This is a genomic window from Streptomyces xiamenensis (genome assembly GCF_000993785.3).
Taxonomy (GTDB): Bacteria; Actinomycetota; Actinomycetes; order Streptomycetales; family Streptomycetaceae; genus Streptomyces; species Streptomyces xiamenensis.
In genome coordinates, this window is sequence record NZ_CP009922.3 from 5,471,699 (window position 1) to 5,496,113 (window position 24,415).

The 24,415-nt window shown below is 72.2% G+C and carries 21 protein-coding genes; 8 read left to right on the forward strand and 13 right to left on the reverse strand.

All coding sequences use genetic code 11. The features are described from left to right. Positions 1 to 45: 45 nt before the first annotated feature. The 8 genes from SXIM_RS25125 to bioB all read right to left on the reverse strand — a co-directional run bounded on the left by SXIM_RS25125 (position 46) and on the right by bioB (position 9,030). Positions 46 to 1,446 (reverse strand): GH1 family beta-glucosidase, encoded by a 1,401-nt coding sequence (locus tag SXIM_RS25125; RefSeq protein WP_030731633.1) that lies wholly within the window; start codon positions 1,444 to 1,446, stop codon positions 46 to 48. Between the two features lie 61 nt (positions 1,447 to 1,507). After that, positions 1,508 to 2,323 (reverse strand): carbohydrate ABC transporter permease, encoded by an 816-nt coding sequence (locus tag SXIM_RS25130; RefSeq protein ID WP_234306847.1) that lies wholly within the window; start codon positions 2,321 to 2,323, stop codon positions 1,508 to 1,510. 15 nt (positions 2,324 to 2,338) lie between these two features. Next, positions 2,339 to 3,301, reverse strand: a complete 963-nt coding sequence (locus SXIM_RS25135; RefSeq protein ID WP_046725185.1) for a carbohydrate ABC transporter permease — start codon at positions 3,299 to 3,301, stop codon at positions 2,339 to 2,341. A 7-nt stretch (positions 3,302 to 3,308) separates the two neighbouring features. Further along, positions 3,309 to 4,544, reverse strand: coding sequence for a sugar ABC transporter substrate-binding protein (locus SXIM_RS25140; RefSeq protein ID WP_030731639.1), 1,236 nt, complete (start codon positions 4,542 to 4,544; stop codon positions 3,309 to 3,311). A 67-nt stretch (positions 4,545 to 4,611) separates the two neighbouring features. Next, entirely contained in the window at positions 4,612 to 5,643 is a 1,032-nt protein-coding gene (locus tag SXIM_RS25145; RefSeq protein ID WP_046725186.1) for a LacI family DNA-binding transcriptional regulator, read from the reverse strand. Positions 5,644 to 5,861: 218 nt separating this feature from the next. Beyond that, positions 5,862 to 6,539: a dethiobiotin synthase gene (bioD, locus tag SXIM_RS25150; protein WP_046725187.1), complete on the reverse strand. Its 678-nt coding sequence runs from the start codon at positions 6,537 to 6,539 to the stop codon at positions 5,862 to 5,864. Between the two features lie 33 nt (positions 6,540 to 6,572). After that, the gene (locus tag SXIM_RS25155) at positions 6,573 to 7,910 is read right to left on the reverse strand and encodes an adenosylmethionine--8-amino-7-oxononanoate transaminase (protein WP_046725188.1); all 1,338 of its coding nucleotides are present in this window, start codon (positions 7,908 to 7,910) and stop codon (positions 6,573 to 6,575) included. Further along, positions 7,903 to 9,030: a biotin synthase BioB gene (gene bioB / locus SXIM_RS25160; RefSeq protein ID WP_030731647.1), complete on the reverse strand. Its 1,128-nt coding sequence runs from the start codon at positions 9,028 to 9,030 to the stop codon at positions 7,903 to 7,905. Before bioB ends, SXIM_RS25155 begins: the two co-directional genes overlap by 8 nt. A 154-nt stretch (positions 9,031 to 9,184) precedes the next feature. Between bioB and SXIM_RS25165 the strand changes: the two genes are divergently transcribed. Beyond that, positions 9,185 to 10,411, forward strand: a complete 1,227-nt coding sequence (locus SXIM_RS25165; protein WP_046725918.1) for an 8-amino-7-oxononanoate synthase — start codon at positions 9,185 to 9,187, stop codon at positions 10,409 to 10,411. A 75-nt stretch (positions 10,412 to 10,486) separates the two neighbouring features. Here the strand turns inward: SXIM_RS25165 and ligD are convergent, their stop codons facing one another. Continuing rightward, entirely contained in the window at positions 10,487 to 11,503 is a 1,017-nt protein-coding gene (gene ligD, locus SXIM_RS25170) for a non-homologous end-joining DNA ligase (protein ID WP_030731654.1), read from the reverse strand. Between the two features lie 76 nt (positions 11,504 to 11,579). Here ligD and SXIM_RS25175 point away from each other — a divergent pair, with 76 nt between their 5' ends. After that, positions 11,580 to 12,653, forward strand: a complete 1,074-nt coding sequence (locus tag SXIM_RS25175; RefSeq protein ID WP_046725189.1) for an ATP-dependent DNA ligase — start codon at positions 11,580 to 11,582, stop codon at positions 12,651 to 12,653. Here SXIM_RS25175 and SXIM_RS25180 read toward each other — a convergent pair. Next, entirely contained in the window at positions 12,631 to 13,056 is a 426-nt protein-coding gene (locus SXIM_RS25180) for an HIT family protein (RefSeq protein ID WP_030731660.1), read from the reverse strand. The two genes, SXIM_RS25175 and SXIM_RS25180, sit on opposite strands and share 23 nt — an antisense overlap. A gap of 56 nt (positions 13,057 to 13,112) precedes the next feature. On the opposite strand from SXIM_RS25180, the gene SXIM_RS25185 reads away from it, so the two are divergent. The 4 genes from SXIM_RS25185 to SXIM_RS25200 all read left to right on the forward strand — a co-directional run bounded on the left by SXIM_RS25185 (position 13,113) and on the right by SXIM_RS25200 (position 17,483). Beyond that, positions 13,113 to 14,183 carry an NAD(P)-binding domain-containing protein gene (locus tag SXIM_RS25185; protein ID WP_046725190.1) on the forward strand — a complete coding sequence of 357 codons (1,071 nt, stop codon included), beginning with the start codon at positions 13,113 to 13,115 and terminating at the stop codon, positions 14,181 to 14,183. 125 nt (positions 14,184 to 14,308) lie between these two features. Beyond that, a complete protein-coding gene (locus SXIM_RS25190; protein ID WP_030731666.1) occupies positions 14,309 to 15,466 on the forward strand; it encodes a S1 family peptidase in 1,158 nt (385 codons plus the stop codon). A 152-nt stretch (positions 15,467 to 15,618) separates the two neighbouring features. Then, positions 15,619 to 16,830 carry a DUF418 domain-containing protein gene (locus SXIM_RS25195; RefSeq protein ID WP_046725191.1) on the forward strand — a complete coding sequence of 404 codons (1,212 nt, stop codon included), beginning with the start codon at positions 15,619 to 15,621 and terminating at the stop codon, positions 16,828 to 16,830. A gap of 125 nt (positions 16,831 to 16,955) precedes the next feature. Further along, positions 16,956 to 17,483 (forward strand): NUDIX domain-containing protein, encoded by a 528-nt coding sequence (locus tag SXIM_RS25200; protein WP_030731672.1) that lies wholly within the window; start codon positions 16,956 to 16,958, stop codon positions 17,481 to 17,483. A gap of 70 nt (positions 17,484 to 17,553) precedes the next feature. Here SXIM_RS25200 and SXIM_RS25205 read toward each other — a convergent pair whose 3' ends face one another. The 3 genes from SXIM_RS25205 to SXIM_RS25215 form a co-directional block, all read right to left on the reverse strand. Then, positions 17,554 to 18,684, reverse strand: coding sequence for a type III polyketide synthase (locus SXIM_RS25205; protein WP_030731675.1), 1,131 nt, complete (start codon positions 18,682 to 18,684; stop codon positions 17,554 to 17,556). Positions 18,685 to 18,766: 82 nt separating this feature from the next. Next, positions 18,767 to 19,972, reverse strand: coding sequence for a cytochrome P450 (locus SXIM_RS25210; protein WP_030731678.1), 1,206 nt, complete (start codon positions 19,970 to 19,972; stop codon positions 18,767 to 18,769). Between the two features lie 252 nt (positions 19,973 to 20,224). Next, positions 20,225 to 21,505, reverse strand: a complete 1,281-nt coding sequence (locus SXIM_RS25215) for an ROK family transcriptional regulator (RefSeq protein ID WP_030731689.1) — start codon at positions 21,503 to 21,505, stop codon at positions 20,225 to 20,227. Between the two features lie 173 nt (positions 21,506 to 21,678). Here SXIM_RS25215 and SXIM_RS25220 point away from each other — a divergent pair, with 173 nt between their 5' ends. Next, positions 21,679 to 23,382 carry an ABC transporter substrate-binding protein gene (locus SXIM_RS25220; RefSeq protein WP_030731692.1) on the forward strand — a complete coding sequence of 568 codons (1,704 nt, stop codon included), beginning with the start codon at positions 21,679 to 21,681 and terminating at the stop codon, positions 23,380 to 23,382. A 31-nt stretch (positions 23,383 to 23,413) separates the two neighbouring features. Beyond that, positions 23,414 to 24,403, forward strand: coding sequence for an ABC transporter permease (locus SXIM_RS25225; RefSeq protein WP_030731695.1), 990 nt, complete (start codon positions 23,414 to 23,416; stop codon positions 24,401 to 24,403). Positions 24,404 to 24,415: the final 12 nt, after the last annotated feature.

The following is a 24,415-nucleotide window of genomic DNA, read 5'->3' on the forward strand; positions in this document are numbered from 1 at the left end:
TCCTCGGGATGCGAATGCTGCTCGTACGGTGCTGCCGTGCGACGGTTACCGCGTGCTGGTGGCACGGTGTGCGGCGATCAGCCCCTGGTACCAGCGGTAGCTGTCCTTGGGCAGTCGCTCCAGGGTGGCGTAGTCCACCCGGACGATGCCGAATCGCTGGTCGTAGCCGTAGGCCCACTCGAAGTTGTCGAGCAGGGACCAGACGTAGTAGCCGCGGACGTCCACGCCCGCGGACACGGCGTCGGCCACGGCCGCCAGATGCCCCGCCAGGTAGGACACCCGGTCGGCGTCGTGCACCTGGCCGTCGGGGGAGACCACATCGGCCTCGGCCGAGCCGTTCTCGGTGATGATCAGCGGCGGCAGCCCAGGGTAGCGCCGTTGCAGGTCCACCAGCAGATCGGTGAAGGTGTGCGGGACCACCGGCCAGCCCATGGTGGTGTGCCGCACGTCGTCGCGCCAGGTCTCGGCGACCCGGATGTCGGCGGCGGTACGGGTGGCCGGGTCCGGGTCCTGGTGGGGCGCGTCGGTCACCGTGATCGGCCGGTAGTAGTTGATGCCGGTGAAGTCCAGCGGAGCGCCGATGGTGATCAGGTCGTCCTCGCGCCGGTACTCCTCGGCGCCGTCGGCCAGTTCGCCCCAGGTCTCCGCCTCGTGCAGCGGGTAGCGGCCGGCGAACAGCGGGTCGAACCACACCTCGTTGTGCAGCGTCTCGGCACGGCGCACCGCCCCGGCGTCCGCCTCCGACTCCGAGGCCGGCAGCAGCCGGTCCGGGTTGAGGGTGATGCCGACCTCGGTGGCGCCCGCCGCGCGCAGCGCCCGGACGGCCAGGCCGTGCCCCACCAGCAGATGGTGGGCCGCCGCCAGCGCGCCGCGCCCCTCACGGGCGCCGGGCGCGTGCCGGCCGATCGCGTACCCCACGAATGCGCTGCAGAACGGCTCGTTGAGGGTGATCCAGCGCGGCACCCGGTCCCCGAGCCGCTCGGCCACCAGCGCCGTGTAGTCGGCGAACCGCTCCGCCGTCTCGCGCACCCGCCAGCCGCCCTGGTCCTCCAGTGCCTGCGGCAGATCCCAGTGGTAGAGCGTGGCGGCGGGGGAGATGCCGGCGGCCAGCAGCTCGTCCACCAGCCGGTCGTAGAAGTCCAGGCCCTCGCTGTTGGCCTTGCCGCTGCCGGTGGGCTGGATCCGGGGCCACGCGACGGAGAAGCGGTAGCTGTCCACCCCCAGCTCCTTCAGCAGCGCCACGTCCTCCTTGTAGCGGTGGTAGTGGTCGCAGGCCACGTCCCCGGTGTCACCGCCTGCCACCCTGCCCGGTGTGCGGGCGTAGGTGTCCCAGATGGACGGGCCACGGCCGCCCACGTCGTGGGCGCCCTCGATCTGGTAGCTGGCGGTGGCCGCACCGAAGAAGAACCCGGGCGGGAACGCGGGGAATTCAGGGGTGGCAGTCATGATTCAGGCATCCCTTGGACGAAGTGGGCGGACGGGGAGGGAACTGGGCGCGGGAGAGGGCTCACTTGATCGACCCGCCGGAGATCCCGGCGGCGATGTACTTCTGCGCCACCACCAGCAGGATCGCGGCCGGAATCGCCGAGAGCACGGAGGTGGCCATCACCGCTCCCCAGTCACTGACATGGGCGCCGATGAACTGATAGATGCCCAGCGTCACCGGCTTCACGTCGTCGGTGGTGTTCAGCGTCAGCGCGAAGATGAAATCGGCCCAGGCGAAGAGGAAGGCGAACAGCCCGGCGGTGATCAGCGCGTTGCGGCTCATCGGCAGCACGATGCGCACGAACGCCGTGAACCGGTTCGCGCCGTCCACCATCGCCGCCTCGATCACCTCGGACGGGATCGACACCATGAACGCGCGCAGCAGCACGATCGCGAACGGCAGCCCCAGCGAGGCGTCCGCCAGGATCAGCCCCGCGTACGAGTTGACCAGGCCCAGCTCGGCGTACGCGCTGTACAGGGCGTTCGCCACCACGATGCCCGGCACCATCTGGGTGATCAGCGTCCCGAACACGATGCCGCGGCTGCCGCGCAACCCGAACTGCGCCAAGCCGTACGCCGCCGGCGCGGCCAGCGCCAGACACACCACCACCGCGCCCAGCGACACCACCAGGGAGGTCAGCAGCGAACCGCCCTGCGTCTCGAAGGCCGCCCGGAAGTTCTCCAGGCTCGGCGAGGTCGGCACCAGAGCGGTGGAGGCGATGCTGGAGTGCGGCTGCAGCGCCGTGGAGATCATCCAGTACACCGGGAAGAGCATCACGGCCAGGATCAGTAGCGCCAGGACCGTGGAGAGGCGGCTTCTCCGGGTGGACTTCGTCATCGTCGTCATCGTCGATCACTTCCCCCGGCCGGCGTTGGCCCGGTTGACCCGCAGATACAGGACCGCGAACACGGCGCTGATCAGAATGAGGACGTTGCCCACCACGGCGCCCTGACCGAAGTCGAGCTGAAGGAAGGACAACTGGTACGTCATCGTGCCCAGCGTCTGGGTGGAATCGGCCGGGCCGCCGCCGGTCAGGGCCAGGATCAGATCCAGCACCTTGACCGTCGACATGAACCCCAGCACCAGGACCACCGTCACCACCGGGCGCAGCATCGGCAGGGTGACGCTGCGGAAGGTCCGCCACGGACCGGCGCCGTCCAGCGCCGCCGCCTCGTGCACCTCGCGCGGGATCTCCTGCAGACCCCCGTACAGGATCACCATGTTGAACGGGATGCCGATCCAGATGTTGACCAGCACCGCCGACAGCAGGGCCACGCTCGGGCTGGACAGCCACGGCACGCCGCCGCCGGACAGCCCCAGCGTCTCCAGGAAGCTGTTGAGGACCCCGTGGTCCTCGTCCATGATCCGCCGCCACACCACGGCGGAGACCACCATCGGCACCAGCCACGGCAGCAGCAGCACCGCGCGCACCGCCCCCGACAGCGGGAAGCGCCGGGTGAAGAACACCGCCAGGGCGAGGCCGATCGTGAACTGCCCGACCAGCGAACCGACGGTGAACAGCACGGTCTGCCACAGCGCGTCGCCGAACAGCTCGTTGGAGAAGACCGCGCGCCAGTTGTCGAGGCCGTTGAAGGGGGCCTCACCGGTGAAGTAGGTGGTGGGCGTGTACTCCTGAAAGCTCATCAGGATGTTGCGCACCAGCGGGAAGCCGAAGAAGGCCAGCAGATAGAGCACCGCCGGGGCCACGAACAGCCACTGGTACACCCGGCGGCGCCGGGCGGAGGAGCGGTGCCCGGCGGGGGCGGGGGCCGGCGCGGGCTCCGGCGTACGTTCGGGGGTCACGGTCGTCGTCATCGCGTCCTCACTCCCCGGCCTGCTGCGCGGCGCGCTCAAGGGCCTGCGCGGGCGAGGAACGCCCGGTCAGCACCGACTGGAACGCGCCGGCGAGCGCGTCGCCCACCATCGGCCAGCGGGTGCCGACCTCGGCGGTGCGCGAACGGGCGGTGGCCACCAGATCGGCGAACGGCGCCAGCTCCGGATTCTGCTCCCGGTACGCCTGGGCGGCATCCGCCCGGGTGGGCACATTGTTCACGCGCTCGCCCCAGCCCAGCTGGTTCTGCTCGGAGTTGAGGCAGTTGAGGATCGCCCCGGCGTTGCGCTCGCGGTCGGTGTCACTGTTCTTGGGCACCGTCATCACCGTGCCGCCGATCGGCGGCACCGGGTCCTGCCCGGCCTGCGGCACCGGGATGGAGGCCACCGCCCACTCCACCGAGTCCTGCGCGCTGAGCACCGGCACCTGCCAGGGCCCGTTCACCATCATCGCGGTGCGGCCCGAGACGAACTGGTCGTTCACGTCCTGCTGGTTCCAGTTGACGACGGAACGGGAGGCCGACCCGTCGTCCACCAGGTCCTTCCACAACTGGAGTGCCTCCTGGCCCCCGGTGCCCTCGGCCAGGTGCGCCTCGTCGCCGCCGGCCGACCAGAAGAACGGCAGGAACTGGTAGACACCGTCCGCGTTGGGGCTGGCGCTGAACGCCATGCCGTAGGTGTTGCCCTGGGTGAGCGCGGCGGCGGTCGCCCGCAGCTCCTCCCAGGTGGTGGGTGGTTCGAGCCCGGCGTCCGCGAGCATCGTGGTGTTGTAGATCAGTGCCAGGGAGTTCACCGACCTGGCCACCCCGTACTGCGTCCCGTCGTAGGAGCCCAGGGAGACGGCGCTGTCCGAGAAGCCCTCGGCGTCGAAACCGGTCTCCGCCAGCGGGCGCAGACCATCCGTCTCGGCGAACTGGGCCAGCTCCGAGCCGTCGAGTTCGAGGATGTCGGGCAGGGAGTCGGAGGAGGCCATGCGCAGCGCCTTGGTGGCGACCTGGTCGGCCGGCACGCTGATCTGCTTGACCTTCAGCCCCAGCGGCTCGGCGCAGGTGTCGAAGAAGGCCTGGTTGGCCGTGTGCTCCTTGGCGTCGGTGGCGGAGTTGAGCACCGTGACCGTGCCGGGGTCGGGCTGCGCTGCACAGGCCGTGAGCCCGCCGGCCACGGTCGCGCCCGCCAGGGTGAGGGCGAGCGCGGAGACGGGTATCCGCCGTCTGCGGCATGTGGTCATGTGGTCATTTCCATTCGCGGCGTTGAGAAGGAAAGAGGGCGGGCCGGCCGGTGGGCCGGCAGTGCGCTCAGGGAGGCGGGATCGTCGCCCCCTCGGCCATCACCGGGGTGATGAGCTGGTGCGAGCCGTCCGGGGCCGGCACGGCGCCCGCGCCACGGGCGGCGATCGCCGCCACGGCCAGTTCGGCGACGGCGGCCGACATCCGGCCCACCGGCAGTTCGATCCGGGGAAAGCCGGCCAGCGCCGGTTCGTCCGGCAGCGTGCCGACCAGCACGACGCTCAGCGCGCCCGGCCCGTCCAGGCCGAGTGCGGCCAGCTCCCGCAGCAGTTCGGGCAGCAGGATCAGATGCTGCACCACCAGGGCGGTGGGCCGCTGCGCCGGATCGGTCAGCAGCACCTCGCGCAGCCGCTTGGCCAGCACGTCGGGGTCACCGCTGGAGGGCACGATCCGTACGTCGGCCCCGGTCTGCGCGGCGGCGGCGCGGGCGCCGTCCAGGCCGTGCATGGCGTAACCGCGGCGGGCCTCGATCTCGTGGTCGGCGGAGGACAGGAACACGATCCGCCGGTGCCCGGCGGCGGCCGTCTCCCGTACCGCCAGGGCCACCGCCGCCTCCCAGTCGAGGTCCACCCACGGGACGTCGGTCTCGTCCTGCTCACTGCCGTGACCGAGCAGGGCGGTGGGGAAGTTCAGCGCGCGCAGCGCGGCGACGCGCGGGTCCTGCACCTGGACGGCCATCAGCACGGCCGCGTCGGCCAGCCCACTGCGGGCGATCCGGCTGAGCCCGCCGACCCCGTCCTGGTCGGTCATCATCAGGACGTCGTAGCCGTGGCCACGGGCGGCGTCGCTGAACTCGATGGCGAAACGGCCGTCCATCGCCCGGTACTTGCCCGTTTCGCGGGGGACCGCCAGCACGAGTACGTCGCTGCGCGCGCTGCGCAGCGCGCGGGCGCTGGCGCGCGGGTGGTACCCGAGGTCACGGATGGCGGCGCGTACCGCGTTCTGCGTCTCCTCGGAGATCTTGCGCGACCCGCTCAGCACGTAGGAGACGGTGCTGGGGGCCACCCCCGCCCGCTCGGCGACATCCTTGATCGTTGCCATCCCGCTCCTCACGGAGTCCGCCCTCGCCTTGAGTTCGAATCGATTCGTCGAATCGATTCGACCAGTGGCGAGATGCTAAGCGGCGTGACCCCGCGCAGACAAGAGTTTCCGGAAAGATCTTCGGATGTTCTGTGTTCTATCACAGTGCGTATCTGCCCGGAGCCGGGCGGCGAGCGGGATCGATCCGGCGTCACGGCAAGGAAGATGGGCGCTGACGCTCACGCGTCGCCGAGCCATCGTGGTGCCGCCCGGCGGAACTTCTGGGGTGGGAGGGAAGCGGCGTCCGAGGGGATGCGGGCCAGCACCGGTGCGCCGCCGCACACCGCCGGGAGGTCGGTGAGGTTGCAGCGGGAGGCCAGGTCGGGGGTGGCGGGCCAGGCGCCGATGATCAGGCCGTGGCAGGCCAGGCCCCGGGTACGGAGCGCCTCCGTGGTCAGCGCGGCGTCGTTGAGCGTGCCCAGGCCGGCCGTGGTGACCACCACCACCGGGGCCTCCAGCAGCGCCGCCGCGTCGGCCAGGGTGGCGCCCATGTCGTCGAAGCGCACCAGCAGCCCGCCCGCGCCTTCCACCAGAACCAGATCATGGCCGGCCGCCAGGTCGAGTGCGGCCTTGGCGACCTCCGCCGGCCGTACCGGCGGCAGCCCCGCCAGCCGGGCCGCCGTGGCGGGTGCCAGCGGGTCCGGGTAACGGGCCAGTTCACAGGTCGTCACCGGGCCCGCGAGCCGCGCCACTTCGGCCGCGTCCCCCGGCTCCCCGTCCGCCACGCCGGTCTGGGCCGGCTTGAGCACGGCCACCCGCTCGCCGCGCGCCAGCGCCCGGGCGGCCAGCGCCGCCGTCACCACCGTCTTGCCCACACCGGTTCCCGTCCCGGTGACGACCAGTACCTTCCCCGACATCCCGCACGCTCCGTTCCGCATCGTCGTGGACCCCTATCCGGCCCGGGCCGCGGCCACCGCCGCCGCGCAGATCCGTTCCAGGTCCGCGTCGCCGGTGATGTAGGGCGGCATGGTGTAGACGAGGTCCCGGAACGGCCGCAGCCACACCCCGGCCCGCACCGCGGCGGCCGTCGCCGCCGCGAGGTCGACCTCGTGATCCAGCTGGATCACCCCGATCGCCCCCAGCACCCGTACCTCCCGCACCCCGGGCACCCCGGCCGCCGCCGCGAGACCCGCGCGCAGCCCGGCCTCGATCCGGCGGACCTCGCCCCGCCAGTCCTGGTCGAGCAGCAGCCCGATCGACGCGTCGGCGACCGCGCAGGCCAGCGGGCTCCCCATGAACGTCGGACCGTGCGCGAGCACCGGCACCGCCCCGCGCGAGATGCCCCCGGCCACCCGCCCCGTGCACAAGGTCGCCGCCAGCGTCAGGTAGCCGCCGGTCAGCGCCTTGCCCACACACATCACATCGGGTGCCACTCCGGCATGATCCGCCGCGAACAGCTGCCCCGTGCGGCCGAATCCGGTGGCGATCTCGTCGAAGACCAGCAGCACACCGTACGTGTCGCAGGCTTCCCGCAGCACCCGCAGATACGCGGGGGAGTGGAACCGCATCCCGCCCGCCCCCTGCACCACCGGCTCGACCACCACCGCCGCCAGTTCACCGGCGTGCCGGGCGATCAGCGACCGCAGCTCGCGCACGTACTCCTCGCTCGGCCCGGCCGCGAACCCGGCCGGCGGCGGGGGCGCGAACACCTGTCCCGGCAGCGCCCCCGACCACAGCTCGTGCATGCCGCCCTCGGGGTCGCACACGGACATGGCGTGCCAGGTGTCCCCGTGGTAGCCGCCCCGCCAGGTCAGCAGCCGCCGCTTCTCCGGCCGCCCCAGCGAACGCCAGTACTGCAGGCACATCTTCAGCGCGACCTCGACCGACACGGAGCCCGAGTCGGCGAGGAACACATGCTCCAGCGGGCCGGGGGAGATCTCCACCAGCCGCGCCGCGAGCCGGACGGCGGGCCCGTGCGTCAGCCCGCCGAACATCACATGGCTCATCCGCCCCAACTGCTCCCGGGCGGCGGCGTCCAGGACCGGGTGGCGGTAGCCGTGCACGGCCGACCACCACGAGGACATTCCGTCGATCAGCTCCCGGTGTCCGCCCGCCGGCACCGGGCCGGCCAGCCGCAGCCGCACCCCCCGCGCCGATTCCACCAGCAGCGGCTCGGCGCGGCCGGGCATCGGGCCGTAGGGATGCCAGACATGCCGGCGGTCCAGCGCGAGCAGCCGTGCCGCCTCCTCCGCCTGCTCGGACCACGCTGTCCCGCCGGTCTCAGGCATTGGGCGGCAGCTCGGTACCCGCGCCCCTGCGGCGCACCGCGACCGGCACCTCCGCACTCTCGCGAGCGGTGTTCGCCCTGGCCGTGCCGTCCCCGGCCGTACCGTCCCCAGCCGTGCCGTCCCCGGCCGGGGGCTCCGCCACGGCCCCCTCCACCTCGAAGCCCGCGTCGGCGATCATCTCCAGATCGGCCCGGCCCGGCTGCCCCTCGCTGGTGAGGTAGTCGCCTAGGAAGATCGAGTTCGCGACGTGCAGCGCCAGTGGCTGAAGCGTCCGCAGGTGCACCTCCCGCCCGCCCGCGACCCGAACCTCCGTGTTCTGGCAGACGAACCGGACCATCGCCAGGATGCGCAGCGCCCGCTGCGGCGTCAGATCCCACTGCCCCGCGAGCGGCGTGCCCTCGAAGGGGATCAGGAAGTTCACCGGCACCGAGTCCACGTCCAGCTCGCGCAGCGCGAACGCCACGTCCACCAGGTCCTCGTCGCTCTCGCCCATGCCCGCGATCAGACCGGAGCACGGCGACAGGCCGCCCTCCCGCGCCTGCCGCACCGTGTCGGCCCGGTCGGCGTAGTCGTGCGTCGTGCAGATGTCCTCGTAGGTGGCCTCGGAGGTGTTGAGATTGTGGTTGTACGCGTCGGCCCCCGCCGTGCGCAGCCGCGCCGCCTGCCCCGGTGAGAGCAGCCCGAGACAGGCGCACACCTCCACCCCGGCGCCGTGCTCGTCCCGGATCGCCGCGATGGTCTCGGAGACCCGCTCCACGTCCCGGTCGGTGGGGCCGCGCCCGCTGGCGACCAGGCACACCCGGCGCGCGCCGCCCGCGACCCCGGCGTTCGCCGCGGCGAGAGCCTCATCCGGTTTGAGCCAGGTGTACTTGAGGATCCCGGCCTGCGAGCCCAGCCGCTGGGAGCAGTAGGAGCAGTCCTCGGGGCACAGCCCGGACTTCAGGTTCACCAGGTAGTTGAGCTTCACCCGCCGCCCGAACCACGCGCGGCGCACCTTCCCCGCGGCGGCCACCACGTCGAGCAGTTCGTCGTCGGAGGTCGCCAGTACGGCCAACGCTTCGGCGCGGGTGGGTGGTTCCAGGCGCAGGCCCTTGTCCACCAGGGTGCTCAGCAGATCCATGAACCGATCCTCGGGCACGGGTGGGGGCGTGGCAAAGGCGGAAAGGTACACAGCAGCCGAGCCGACTGTGTCCGGTCACCACACCCCTGCGGAGCGTCATCGCCGGATAGCGTCGATGGGTTGGCGGACGCGTGTGGGTACGAGTGCGGGGGTGGTGGCGGTGACCGGAGGGGCCGGGGGGCCGTTCGACTGGATCGGCGCGGAGCGCGAACGGCTGCGGCGGGCAGGGCTGGTGCGGGAACTGCGGCCGCGCGCGGCGGCGGAGGCCGGCGGCGCGGACGGGTTGTTGGACCTCGCGGGCAACGACTATCTCGGCCTGGCCCGGCATCCCGAGGTCGTCGCGGCGGCCATCGCCGCGGCGACCCGCTGGGGCGCGGGCGCCACCGGTTCCCGGCTGGTCAGCGGCAGCACCGCGCTGCACACCGAACTGGAGGAGGAGCTCGCCGCGTTCACCGGCTTCGAACGCGCCCTGGTGTTCTCCAGCGGGTACGTGGCCAATCTGGCGGCGCTCACCGCGCTGGGCGGCCGGGAGGCGCTGATCGTCTCCGACGCGGCCAACCACGCCTCGCTGATCGACGGTTGCCGGCTCTCCCGGTCACGGATCGCGGTGGCCGCGCACGCCGACCCCCCGGCAGTGGCCAAGGCCCTGGCGGACCGGGAGCCGGCGCTGCGCCGGGCGCTGGCGGTCAGCGACACCGTCTTCTCGGTGGACGGCAACGCCGCCCCGCTGTCCGGGCTGGCGGACGCCGCCCGCGCGCACGGCGCCGCCCTGGTGCTGGATGACGCGCACGGCTTCGGTGTGCTGGGGGAGGGCGGCCGGGGAGCGGCTGCACCGGCGGGCCTGGCGGGAGCGCCGGACGTGGTGGTGACGGTCACCCTCTCCAAGGCGCTGGGGTCGCAGGGCGGTGCCGTGCTGGGGCCGGCCGCGGTGATCGACCACCTGCTCAACACGGCCCGTACCTTCATCTTCGACACGGGCCTGGCCCCGGCCGCCGCCGGTGCCGCACTGGGCGCGCTGCGGCTGCTGCGCCGCGAGCCGTGGCGCCCGGCCGGCGCCCGGGACGCGGCCCGCGCCCTGCACCGGCGGCTGACGGCGGCCGGCCTGAGCGCCGCCCGCCCCGACGCGGCGGTGGTGTCGGTACGGGCCCCCTCGCCCGAAGCGGCGGTGCGCTGGGCGGCGGACTGCCGCCGTGCCGCTGTGGCGGTGGCCTGTTTCCGGCCGCCCTCGGTCCCCGACGGCGTCTCGCGGCTGCGGCTCTCCGCCCGCGCGGACCTGTCGGCCGCCCAGCTGGGCGAGGCCGTACGGACCATCGTCGCCACCGCACCCGCCCCGTACGACGGCCCGCCCGGACCACCCGGACCACCCGGCCCCGGCGCCTGACCGGACCGATCCAGCCGGATCGCCGCACGCACGCCCAGGGCGGCAGTCACCCCACCCCCCACCCCGCGCCTCAGGTCACGGCGACCCGTCCTTGCGGGCCCGGCTGGGCTGCACCCGCTTGGGCTCGCCCTTCACCTTGGGATGCTCCGGCGGATACGGCAGATCGCCCAGACCGTGGTCCCGCTCGTCACGTGCCGCCATCTCCAGCACCGTCTCCAGCCGGCACGGCCGCCGCTCCATGTCCGCGTGCACATCACCGACCTCGGCGAAGCGCACGGGCATCGTCGCCAGGTCGAAGTCCCGGGGCCGGGCGTCCGGCACCTCCTCCCAGCGCAGCGGCGCCGAGACCGGGGCATGCGGGCGCGGACGTACCGAGTAGGCGCTGGCGATGGTCCGGTCCCGCGCCATCTGGTTGTAGTCCACGAAGATGCGTTCCCCCCGCTCCTCCTTCCACCAGGCCGTGGTGACCCGCTGCGGATCGCGCCGCTCCAGCTCCCGGCCGATGGCGATCGCCGCCCGCCGCACCTGCGGAAACGTCCACTCGGGCGCGATCGGTACGAACACGTGCATCCCTCGCCCGCCCGAGGTCTTCGGCCACCCCACCAGACCCCATTCCTCCAGCAGCTCCCGCAGCTGGAGCGCGGTGCGGACCGCGTCCGCGTAGTCGGTGCCCGGCTGCGGATCGAGGTCGATCCGCAGTTCGTCCGGATGCTCGGTGTCCCCGCGCCGCACCGGCCAGGGATGGAAGGTCAGCGCCCCCAGATTCGCCGCCCACACCACCGCCGCCTGCTCGCCGGGGGCGATCTCGTCCGCGTGCCGCCCGCTGGGGAAGGAGATCCGCCCGGTCGGGATCCACTCGGGCAGGTTCTTCGGCGCCCGTTTCTGGTAGAAGGACTCGCCCTCCACCCCGTCCGGGTACCGTTCCAGCGTCGTCGGCCGGTCCCGCAGCGCCCGCAGTGCCCCTTCCCCCACGGCGAGGTAGTACCGGGCGACGTCCAGCTTGGTGAATCCGCGCTCGGGGAAGTACACCTTGTCCGGGTTGGACAACCGCACCGTCCGGTCACCGACCGTGAGCTCCATGGCCTTGCCCATGCGGCCACGCTAAGCCCGCCCGCCGCCGTGCGCCCGCCGACGGGCGCCGCGCCGCCGCCGGACGCACAATCCGACCATGGACCTTCCGGTGATGCCCCCCGTCAGCCCCATGCTCGCCAAGCCCGCCGCGAAGATCCCCGCCGGCATGCACTACGAGGCCAAGTGGGACGGCTTCCGCGCCATCGTCTTCCGCGACGGCGCCGAGCTGGAGATCGGCTCCCGCACCGGCAAGCCGCTCACCCGCTACTTCCCCGAACTCGAACAAGGACTGCGCGCCGCCCTGCCCGAGCGCTGCGTGGTCGACGGCGAGATCGTCATCGCCCGTGGCGGCCGGCTCGACTTCGACGCCCTGCTGGAACGCATCCACCCGGCCGACTCCCGGGTCCGGACGCTGGCCGAACGCACCCCCGCCTCCTTCGTCGCCTTCGACCTCCTGGCCCTCGGCTCCGACTCCCTCCTGGACACCCCGCTCGCCGAACGCCGCACCGCGCTCACCGACGCGCTGCGCCACACCCACCGGCCCGTCTTCATCGCTCCCGCCACCCGCGACATCGACCTGGCCCGGCAGTGGTACGAACGCTACGAGGGCGCCGGCCTGGACGGCGTCGTCGCCAAGCCCCTGGACCTCACCTACCGGCCGGGCGAACGCGTCATGGTGAAGGTCAAGCACGAGCGCACCGCGGACTGCGTCGTCGCCGGGGTGCGCCGCCACAAGAGCGGTGAGGGCGTCGGCTCCCTGCTGCTCGGCCTGTACGACACCACCGGCCGCCTCCAGCACGTCGGGGTGTGCGCCTCGTTCACCGCCCGGCGCCGCGCCGAGCTGATGACCGAGCTGACCCCGCTGCTGATGGACTCCGCCGAGGGCCATCCGTGGGCCGACTGGGCGGACGGCGCGGCCCACGAGCACGCCCGGATGCCCGGTGCCCCCAGCCGCTGGACCGGCACCAAGGACCTCAGCTGGCTGCCGCTGCGGCCCGAGCGGGTGTGCGAGGTGCGGTACGACCACATGCAGGGGGACCGGTTCCGGCACACCGCGCACTTCCTGCGCTGGCGGCCCGACCGTGACCCGGCCGACTGCGGGTACGCCCAGCTGGAGGAGCCGGTGGGCTACGAGCTCGACGACATCCTCACCCCGCACCATCCGCACTGACCACCTCCCGTACCCGCCGCGCCACCTCCGCGGCGCGCGCCGCGTCCGGGTACCGCCCGCGCGGCCAGAAGAACCCCCGCAGCCCGTCCTTGCGGCGCCGCGGCACCACATGGGTGTGGAAGTGCGGCACCGACTGGCTCACCCGGTTGTTCGCCGCCACGAAGGAGCCCTCGGCGCCCATCGCCGTCTGCACCGCGCCCGCCAGCCGTCGCACCACCGCGTAGTACGGGCCCAGCAGCTGCGGCGGCAGATCCGTCAGCGTCGGCAGATGCTCGCGCGGCACCACCAGCACATGGCCCTCGAACAGCGGTCTGGCGTCCAGGAACGCGACCACCGCCCGGTCCTCGTACACGAGATGGGCGGCGGCCTCGCCCCGCACGATGTGGCAGAACACGCACTCCATCCCCCCAGTGAAACCCCTGCGGGAAGCCCCGGCACCCTCCCGGTGTTGGATGAAGCATGAACGAGATGGCGGTTGTGGTCGTCGGGGCGGGCCAGGCGGGACTGGCGGCCGCCTACCATCTGCGGCGCCGGGGATTCGCCCCCGGCTCCGAGTACGTGGTTCTCGATCACTCCCCGCGCCCCGGCGGCGCCTGGCAGTTCCGCTGGCCCACCCTCACCTACGGCCGGGTGCACGGCATGCACGCCCTGCCCGGCATGGAACTGACCGGAGCCGACCCGGACCGGCCGTCCGCCGAGGTGATCGGGGAGTACTTCACCGCGTACGAGCGCGCCTTCGAGCTGCCGGTCCTGCGCCCGGTGGACGTCACCGCCGTCCACGACGACGGCGCGGGGGCGCTGCGGGTGGACAGTCCCTCCGGCACCTGGCGCACCCGCGCCCTGATCAACGCCACCGGCACCTGGGACCGCCCGTTCTGGCCCCGGATCCCGGGCATGGCCGACTTCGCCGGCCGCCAGCTGCACACCGCCCAGTACCCCGGCCCCGCGCCCTTCGCCGGGCAGCGGGTGGTGGTGGTCGGCGGTGGCACCTCCGCCGTCCAGCACCTGCTGGAGATCGCCGCGGTCGCCGCCGACACCCGGTGGGTGACCCGCCGCCCGCCGATCTTCCGCGAGGACACCTTCGGCGAGGTGCAGGGCCGCGAGGCCGTCGCCATGGTCGAGGAGCGGGTACGGGAGGGCCTGCCGCCGCGCAGCGTGGTCTCGGTGACCGGCCTGCCGATGAACGAGGCCATGCGCGCGGCCCGCGCCTCCGGGGTGCTGCGCCGCCACCCGATGTTCGAACGGCTCACGCCCGAGGGGGTGCGCTGGGCGGACGGCGCGCACTGGCCCGCCGATGTCATCGTGTGGGCCACCGGGTTCCGGGCCGCGCTGGACCATCTCGCCCCGCTGCGGCTGCGCGAGAGCGGCGGCGGCATCCGGCTGGAGGGGACGAGGGTGGTGCGCGATCCTCGGCTCCATCTGGTCGGGTACGGGCCCTCCGCCTCCACCATCGGCGCCAACCGGGCCGGCCGGGCAGCGGTCAACGACCTTCTGGCACTGCTGGGTTCCCCGGTGAGCACCGCCCCGTGATTGGTCTGGACATGCTCAAGGTGTGGGTCTAATGTCCTGCGCGTGAGTGAGAGCGCTCTCACACTGCATCGCTTCGTTGCCCTGTACCGCCCCACTTCGGTAGAGCACGTCCAAGGAGCCCTGCAATGAGACGCACCCGTTCCTTCACCCTGGGCGCGGCGGCCCTGATGGTCCTGACCGCCGGTGTCGGCGGCGCCGCCGTGGCGGCCGACTCCTCCACCCCGGCCCCCGGCGGCGAACCCGTCGCCGAACCCGCCCTCATCGAGGCGCTCCAGCGCGACCTCGGGCTCACCCCGGAGCAGGCCGTCGACCGGCTGGCGACCGAGGCCGAGGCCATGGCCACCGACGAGAAGGCCCAGGAAGCGGCCGGCGACGCCTACGCCGGCAGCTGGATCGACGCCGCGACCGGCACCCTGGTCGTCGCCGTCACCAGCGCCGCCGCCGAGAGCGCGGTGGAATCCACCGGCGCCGCCACCGAACGCGTCACCCACAGCCAGGAGGCGCTCGACGCCGCCCTCGCCGCCCTCGACGAGCTGGAGGCCCCGGCCGGCGTCTCCAGCTGGTACGCCGACGTCCAGGACAACGGCATCGGTGTCGATGTGGTGGCCGGCTCCGAGAACACCGACCAGGTCGCCGAGTTCCTCGCCGAGGCCGAAGCCGTCCAGTCCATACCGCTGACCGTGCGCACCGTCGAGGAGGCGTACACCACCTCCGCCGCCGGCGTGGTCGGCGGCGACCCGTACTACACCGGCAACGTCCGCTGTTCCGTCGGCTTCTCGGTGCACGGCGGCTTCATCACCGCCGGCCACTGCGGATCGGGCTCGGCCGCCGTCTACGGCTGGGACAACAGCCTGATGGGCAACTTCGCCGGCCGCTCGTGGCCCGGCGGCGACCACGCCTGGGTCCGTACCGGCCACGGCTGGTGGACCGTCCCGGTCGTCCTCGGCTGGGGCACCGTCTCCGACGCCCTGGTGCGCGGCTCCAACGAGGCCCCCACCGGAGCCTCCGTCTGCCGCTCCGGCTCCACCACCGGCTGGCGCTGCGGCACCATCGGTGCCAAGAACGTGACCGTGAACTACGGCAACGGCAATGTGGTGTACGGGATGACCAACTCCACCGCCTGTGCCGAGGGCGGTGACTCCGGCGGCTCGTTCATCAGCGGTGACCAGGCCCAGGGGGTGACCTCCGGCGCCGCGGGCAACTGCTCCAGCGGCGGCTCGTCCGTCTTCTACCCCATCAGGCCGATCCTGTCCGCCTACGGGCTGACCCTGCACACCGCCTGACCCGCGCTCCTTCCCCCCTGGCCCCCGCCGTGCGGCGGGGGCCGGGTCCGTCGAAGGATGTAGCCGGATCTCGGCTTCCCGGACGACGGAACACCCCGTTCACGCCGCCGACGATGGTCACGACGGACCATTGTGAGCGGGGAGTTCGGACCATGACGGAGACCACGCGGCCGGCCGTGCCGCCGGCCGCAGGGGGCGGCACCGCACCCGGTGAGGCACCGCGGCGGCTGCCGCTGCTGGACGTGCTGCGCGGGGTGGCCATCCTCGGCACCCTGATGACCAATGTGTGGATCTTCGCCGCTCCGGGCGCCGAATGGTCCGTCCTGACCGGCGGCGCGGCCCTGCCCCCGGTGTTCACCGACCCGAGCGCCGCCCATCTGGCCGAGGCCGCCTTCCGGCTGGCGGCGGACGGCAAGTTCCTGGCGCTGCTCACCCTCCTGTTCGGCGTCGGGCTCGCCATCCAGTTCGACGCCGCCCGGCGCCGCGGCGAGCCCTGGCCCGGCCGCTACCCCAGGCGGGCCCTGTTCCTGTTCGCCGAGGGCCTGGCGCACTTCGTCCTGGTCTTCGCCTGGGACGTGCTCATGGGATACGCGGTGGTCTCCCTGCTGGTGGCCTGGCTGCTCACCCGCACGGCGGCGGCCCGGCACCGGGTGGGGCGCTGGGCGGGCATCGCGCACCTGACGCTGATCTCGCTGCTGACCCTCGCCCTGCTCACCGCGCCCGGCGCCACGGGCGGCGGCCCCTCCGAGCGGGTGATCGCCCTGTACGCGGACGGCGGTTACCCCGAGCAGATCGCCTTCCGGCTGGAGAACGCCCTCGCCCTGCGGCTGGAACCGGTGCTCTCCTTCGGGCTGCTGCTGTTCCTCTTCCTGCTGGGGGTACGGCTGTACCGCGCCGGAGCCTTCGCACCCGACGCGGCGGGCCGGCTGCTGCGCCGCCGGCTGATGCGCTGGGGCCTGGGCACCGGCATCCCGCTGACCCTGCTCACCGGCCCGGCCTGCGAGGACCTGTTCTTCCTCGGCCGCTATGTCGCGGCCCCCGTGGTGGCCCTGGGCTACCTGGGGCTGATCGGGGTCCTGCTCGACCGCCGTACCGGCCGCGCGCCCGGAGCGCTCGCGGTGAGCCTGAGCGCGGTCGGACGCACCGCACTGTCCTGCTACGTGGCTCAGAACGTGCTGTGCGCGCTTGCCTGTTACGGCGTCGGGCTGGGCCTGGCCACCCGCCTGGCGGACCACGGACCCTGGTGGGTGATGGGCCTGTGGGCGGCGGTGTGCGCGCTGCTGGTCGCCGGCGCCCGGCTGTGGCTGCGGTACTTCCGGCACGGCCCGCTGGAGTCCGCGCAGCGCCGGGTGCTGCGCCGCTGACCCGCCCCCGGAACCGGGGGGTGCGCGGATGATCTCGGAAGGCCGTGGCGTTGCTAGGGTCAGGGGGTGCGACCCGGTCCGGCAGGGGGCGCACCGGCCGTGGACGAAGGGGCGGGAGCAGCGCGATGACCTACACCTTGCACCGGAAGGTGACGCACTGCCCCTTCTGCGGGACGCGCTTCGCCCCCGACGCCGGCTGGCCCAGGGACTGCCCCGGCTGTGGTGAGACCAGCTGGGCGAACCCGCTCCCGGTCGCCATCACCCTGCAACCGGTCGCCGGCGCGGACGGACGGCGCGGACTGATCGTGGTGCGCCGCGACATCGAGCCGGCCCGTGGCGAACTGGCGCTGCCCGGCGGCTATGTGGAGACCGGTGAGACGTGGCAGCAGGCGGCCGTGCGGGAGTTGTACGAGGAGACCGGACTGCGGGCGCGGGCCGAGGACATCACCTTGTACGGGGCGCTCAGCGCCCGGGGGACGGTCAACCTCTTCGGGATACTGCCCGACCGCCCGCTGGCGACGCTGCCGCCGTCCGCGCCCACCGCCGAGGCCACGGAGTGGCTGGTGCTGTGGGAGCCCGCCGTGCTGGCCTTCCCGACCCACACGGACATCGTGGTGGAGCGCTTCTTCGCGGCCACCGGGAACCCGGCCTGAGCGAAGCCCGCGCGGCCGTCACCGGCCGGACCCCGTTTCCGGGGCCCGGCCGGTGCGCCGCGGTCCTTCCTCAGACCGCGGCCGCCCGCTCCTGGGCCTGGGCGGTCCGGCCCTGCGGCACCGCCGCGTGCAGCCGGTGCGCCGGGACCTGCGCCGGGTCACGCCAGGCGCCCAGTGCCATCTCGGCGGTGATCCCGGGGCCGAACCCGGCGATCAGCCCCCGGGCGCCCTCGGCCACCTTGCCCTCCTCGAACAGCCGGTTGAGGGCGTCGAAGACGACACAGGAGGCGATGTTGCCGCGCTCGGTCAGGGTGGTCCTGCTGTGCGCGAACGTCTCCTGATCCAGCCCCAGGTACTGACTCAGGTCGTTCAGGATCCGGGGACCGCCGGCGTGCACGATGTAGAAGTCGAGCCCGGTGACGTCCCATTCGTGCCGCTCGGAGAGCGTGCGCAGGGCCGGGGCCAGCATGCTCATCGTGCCCGGGACCCGCTTGTCGAGCTGGAAGTGGAATCCGGTGCCCCGGACCGCGTACGAGATCCAGTCCTCGGTCTGCGGCACCAGGTGCGAGCCGTTGCGCTCCAGGCCCATCCCGGTGCCGCCGTCGCCGCGCACCACGGCCGCCGCCACCGCGTCCCCGAACAGGCCGTTGGACAGCAGCGAACCGACCCCGATGTCCACCGGCTGGTAGCACAGCGAGCAGAACTCGCAGGCCACGATCAGCACGTTGGAGCCGGGGTATGCCAGGCAGAAGTCGTGGGCCCGGTTGATGGCCGCGCCGCCGGCCGCGCAGCCCAGCTGGGCGATGGGCAGCTGCCGGGTGTCGTCGCGGAAACCCATCGTGTTGATGAGATAGGCCGTCATGGACGGCATCATGAAGCCGGTGCAGGAGACATAGACGATCATGTCGATGTCCTGTGCCTCGAGTTCGGCGTTCGCCAGGGCACCGCGGACGACCTCGGGCACCCGGGCCTTCGCCTCGGCCTCGTAGACCTTGTTGCGGGACTCGAACCCGGGGTGCTTGAGCGTCTCCTCGATCGGCTGGACGAGGTGCCGGGTCTGTACTCCGGTGTTGGCGATCAGGCGCAGCACCAGGGGGAGTTGTTCGTGGCCGGCGTGCAGCGTGCGCGCCAGTTCGAGGGTGTCCTCCATGGTGATGACGTGATCGGGTACCGCGATGGATGGCTTGCAGAGCGTTGCCATGATCCCCTCCCATGCCGTGGCGCGCTCTCGACGGATCGCCGCGGCATCGATGGCTGGTTCGTGGTGATGGTGGTGGGCCCTGTCACCAGGCGACAGGGAGTTCGTGCGGATAGCGCCAGATGGACTCGGTGTTCCAGCGCACGTCCTCGGTGGGCACGGCCAGCCGCAGCTCAGGGAACCGGCGCAGCAGGGTACCGATGGCGACCTGGAGTTCCATGATCGCCAGCGGGGAGCCGATGCAGTGGTGGGCGCCCCACCCGAAGGTCATGTGGGGGGTCGGCGGGCGCTCCACGTCCAGGACATCGGGCCGGTCGAACCGCTTGGTGTCCCGGTTGGCCGCCAGGTACGAGACATGGACGGTCTCGTTCGCCTTGATCAGCACGCCGCCGACCTCGACGTCCTCGGTGGCGATGCGCGGGATCCCGACGCCCTTGCGGAACGGGATGTAGCGCAGCAGTTCCTCCATGGCCGTGGACAACAGCTCGGGCCTGGCCTGGAGTTTGGCGCGCTGCTCGTGGTGGGTGAGCAGGGTGTAGGTGATGTTGGACAGCTGGTAGGTGCTGGTGTCGTGGCCGGTCATCATCAGGACCATGGCCATGACGCCGAGTTCCTTCTCGTCGAGGACCTCGCCCCCGTCCCGCGCCGTGGCCAGGTTGCTGATGAGGTCATCACCCGGGTTGGCGCGCCGGGCGACCGTCAGCTCCTGGAAGTAGGAGCGCAGGTGCGCCTTGGCCGCGATCGCGGCCTCCTTGGTGGTGGACCCGATCGCCATCATGGCGATGGCGCAGCGCCGCAACTCCGCGCGGTCCTCCTGGGGGATGTCGAGGACCTCGCAGATGGTGGTCATCGGCAGTTCGTTGGACAGATGCTTCACCAGGTCGGCGGGCGGGCCGTGCTCGGCCATGGTGTCCAGCAGCGAGTCGACGATGCGCTGGGTGGCCGGCCGCATGGCCTCGATCTTGGGGTTGGTGAACGCCTGGGCGACCAGCCGGCGCAGCCGGCTGCTCTGCGGCGGGTCGAGCAGATTGATGGATTCCGACTGCACGATCGGGTTGGGGGTCATTCGCGGGAAGTCCCGGCCGATGACGGCGGCCCGGCTGAACCTGCGGTCGGTGGTAACGGTGCGCACATCCTCGTACCGGGTCACCAGCCAGGCCTCGCCCTGCCCGTACGCCATCTTGATCCGCGAGATGGGCGCCTCGGTCATCAGCTGGCGCAGCAACGGGTCGAACTCCAGGCCCTCGGCGAAGTCGAACGGACACGTTGTGACCGTGTCGGAGTTCTCCACCCCGGCCTCCACTTCATGGGGACCGTCTTTGCGACGGTGATTGTCTGGACGAGGAAGGGTGTCCCCGCGAGATGTAGGACCCATGTAAAAACGCCCGGGAATTAACCCGTTCGTGGAGGGGAAGTACGCAGGTGAGCACGTGCCGTGGGGCAATACCCCAAGCTTTGCGTGCGGAAATAATGTTGATATTGCAACCGATCACTGATCGCTTGACGGATGATCAGTGCGGTGAGGCGGTCGGGTGGCCCGTTCCTACGGCGTCGTGCTCGCCCGGGCCGGCGGGTCCGGCTCGGCCGCCGCGGCCAGGTTCTCCGGCAGCCGCATCCCCTCGCGCAGCGGCACCAGTTCGGACTGGAGCATCATCGCGGCGGCCCCTATGGCGGGCGCGGTGGCCGCCACCCGGGAGAGCCGGACCGTCACCGGATGGCTCGCCCTGGAGAAGAACGACCTCTCCAACTCCTCCCGCACCACGGGAAGATAGATCGAGCCCGCGATCGCGAGGCCGGGGCCCGTGAGCACCAGCTCATCCAGGTCCACGATGTTGGCCAGGGTCCGCGCCGCCAGCGCCAGATAGCGGGCCGAACGCTCCAGCAGCGCCCGCGCCCCCGGGTCGCCGCGGTGCGCCGCCCGGGTCACGGCCGCGAAATCCGCGGTGCGCCGCCCACGCCCGCCGCCGGTCAGCCCGGCCGAACGGGCCAGTACGGCGTCCGCGCGCGCCGCCTCGACCACCGCCCCCGGGCCGGCCAGCGCCTCCGTGCACCCCCGCGCCCCGCACCAGCACTCCGGCCCGTCGGCGGCCAGCGGAATGTGCCCGATCTCCCCGGCGTTGCCGCTCGGCCCCCGGTAGGCGACCCCGCCCAGCATCAGCCCGGCACCGATCCCGGTGCCCATGTAGAGCGCGGCGAATGCCCCGCCGCCCGCCTGCCCCGACCAGTGCTCGCCCAGCGCGGCGGCGGTGGCGTCGTTGTCCAGCACCACCGGCAGCCCGGTGGCCCGCTCCAGCTCCGGGCCCATCGCGAAGTCGCCCCAGTGCCGGATCGCCGGCCGCAGCAGCCGCAGTCCGTGCGCCTGGTTCAGCGGACCGGGCGCCACCAGCCCGAGCCCCAGCACCCGCGAGCGCTCCACGCCCGCGCCCTCGATCAGCGCCGCGCTCTCGGTGGCCATCCGCTCCACCACCGCCCGCGGATCCTCCACGCCGACGCCCGCCCGGGACATCCGCGCCACCACGGAGCCGCCCAGGTCGGTGAGCACATAGGTGATCCCGTCGTGGTCCAGGTGCACCCCCACCGCGTACCGCGAGGAGAGGTTCAGCTGGAGCAGCACCCGCCGCTTGCCACCGGTGGACTCGGCGTGCCCGGTCTCCACCACCAGACCGTCGTCGATGAGCCGGCGCACCACGGTGGAGATCGTGGCCCCGGTGAAACCCGTGGCCTTCACCAGGCCGACCCGGCTGATCGTTCCGGCGGCCCGGATCACATCGAGTACGGCCGCCCTGCTGCTGGCGTGCGGGGTGGCCCCGGCCGGTCCGCTCACTGGAGTCCTCCCTGCGCTGCGCGGTGCCGAGTGTATGTGCCCTTCCGCAGCGGATGTTCGTCGTGCCGGAGGGTTGACTTCCTTAATTCGGCGACTGAACAATCCTACCCACCCGGGCGACGTGTCCAGGCCCCCAGCGCCCCAACGGCGGGGCAAGGCCGAGAGGATCGAAGATGACCCAGCACGCGAGGTGGCGCCGTTCCCGTACAGCGGTTGTCGGAGCGGCCGCGGTGGCCATGCTCGCCGCCGGCTGCGGATCGGGCGGCAACGGCGGGGGCGGCGGAGGCAATTCGGGCCCGGCGGACACCCTGGTCGCCTACACCGGCCAGGCGGGCGACTACCAGCGCAACTTCAACCCCTACGCCCCCACCATGATCGAGGGCCCGGGCAACATCTTCGAGCCGCTGTTCTTCTACAACGTCGCACGCGACGGCGAACCCACACCACGCCTGGCCACCGAGTTCTCCTGGAACGACAGCGGCACCGAACTCTCCATCACCACCCGTGAGAACGTCACCTGGTCCGACGGCGAGCCCTTCACCGCCCACGACGTCGCCTTCACCTTCGACATGGTCCGCGCGAACCAGACCATGAACGCCATCGGCTTCGAGGGCGAGAGCGAGGTCATCGACGACACCCACCTCGTGGTGCGCTACCCGCAGCCCGCCTACCTGGAGGCACCGAGCGTGCTCGGCAAGCTGTGGATCGTCCCCGAACACATCTGGGGGGCCTTCGAGGACCCGGCGCAGAACACCGTCCAGGAACCCGTCGGCACCGGCCCGTTCGTCCTGGGCGACTTCAAGCCCCAGGCCTTCACCCTGTCGGCCAATCCCACCTACTGGGGCGGCGAGCCGGCGGTGAAGAACATCCGCTTCGTCTCCCTGTCGGGCAACCAGGCCGGCGCCGACGCCCTGGCCGCCGGGCAGATCGACTTCCAGACCGGCCCCGTCCCCGACATCCACAACATCGAGAAGAACTACCCCGGGTACGAGGGCATCACCGCCCACATCTTCCAGATCGCGCTGTTCACCTGCTCCGACACCGCGCTGGGCTGCAGCGGACCGCAGACCGACCCCGCCGTGCGCCACGCCATCTACCACGCGATCGACCGCACCCAGATCAACACCCTCGCCTACCAGGACACCGCCGCCGAGATCTCGCCCGGCTTCGCCCTGCCCGGCCGCGACGACGCCGTCATCAGCGACGGACTGACCGACCGCATCGCCCCCATGGAGCCGGACACCGCCCGCGCCGAACAGGTGCTGACCGGCGCCGGCTGGGCCAAGGGCGGCGACGGCATCTACGCCAAGGACGGCGAGAAGCTCTCCCTGTCGGTGCGGGTCGTCTCCGGCTGGACCGACGTCATCACCGCCGCCGACACCATGACCCAGCAACTGAAGGCGGCCGGCATCGAGCTGACCGTCCAGCAGTCCTCCTGGAACGAGTGGTCGGACGCCCGCGGCCGCGGCGACTTCGAGCTGGTCTTCGACTCGCTCTACCCGGGCCCCGCCCCCGACCCGTACTACACCTACAACTACTTCTTCCACGGCGACAACACCGCCCCGGCCGGCGAGGTCGCCAACCCCAACTTCGCCCGCTACGACAACCCCGAGGTGAACGCCGCCCTCGACGCGCTCCAGCAGATCGACCCCGAGGACACCGCCGCCCGGCAGCCGCACTTCGACACCATCCAGACCCGTCTGGAGGCCGACATGCCTTACATCCCGGTGCTGATCGGCGGCACCACCAGCGAGTACAACGCCCGCAAGTTCACCGGCTGGCCCTCCGAGGACGATCTGTACGCCTTCCCCGCCGTGTGGCAGCGCCCCGACAACTCGCAGATCTACCTCAACCTCAAGCCGGCCGGCGGCGAGTGAGCCCACCACTCCAGGGGATTGGCGGCACACGGTGAGGTACTACGCCCGCAAACTCGGTTTCTACCTCGTCGCCCTGTGGGCGGCGCTGACCCTGAACTTCTTCATCCCGCGGCTCATGCCCGGCAACCCCGTCGACACCCTGCTGGCCAAACTCGCCCAGCGCGGCGGCACGGTGGACCCGTCGGCCCGCAGATCCTACGAACTGCTGCTGGGCACCGACACCGGCGAACCCCTGTGGCGGCAGTACGCGGCCTACCTCGGCAACGTCCTGCGCGGCGACCTGGGGGTATCGGTCAGCGCCTTCCCGGCCCAGGTCACCGAGGTCATCGGCCAGTCCCTGCCCTGGACCATCGTGCTGGTCGGCATCGCCACCCTGATCTCCTTCGCGCTGGGCGTCACCCTGGGCACCCTCGCCGGGTGGCGGCGCGGCAGCTGGCTGGACTCACTCGTCCCGGCCACCACCGTACTGGCCGCCGTCCCCTACTTCTGGCTCGCGCTCATCCTCGTCCTGATCTTCTCCTCCTCCCTCCAGTGGTTCCCGCTGTTCGGCGGCTACGACACCTACCTCCCCACCGGCTGGAACGCGGACTTCATCGGCTCGGCCATCTACCACGGCACCCTGCCGGCCCTCACCATCGTGATCTCCTCGGTCGGCGGCTGGCTGCTGGGGATGCGCAACATGATGGTGGCCACCGGCTCCGAGGACTACATCCTCACCGCACACGCCAAGGGCCTGCGCGACCGCCGCATCATGACCCGGTACGCCGCCCGCAACGCCGTGCTGCCCTCCTTCGCCGGATTCGCCATCTCCCTGGGCTTCGTGGTCTCCGGCTCGATCATCACCGAACAGGTCTTCTCCTATCCGGGCATCGGCTCCAAGCTGCTGCAGGCCGTCGAGAACAGCGACTATGCCCTCATGCAGGGCATCTTCCTGGTCATCACGGTCGCGGTGCTCGCCGCCAATCTGGTCGTGGACCTGCTGTACGGCTTCATCGACCCGCGCACCCGCGTGACCACCTGAGAAGGAAGGAGC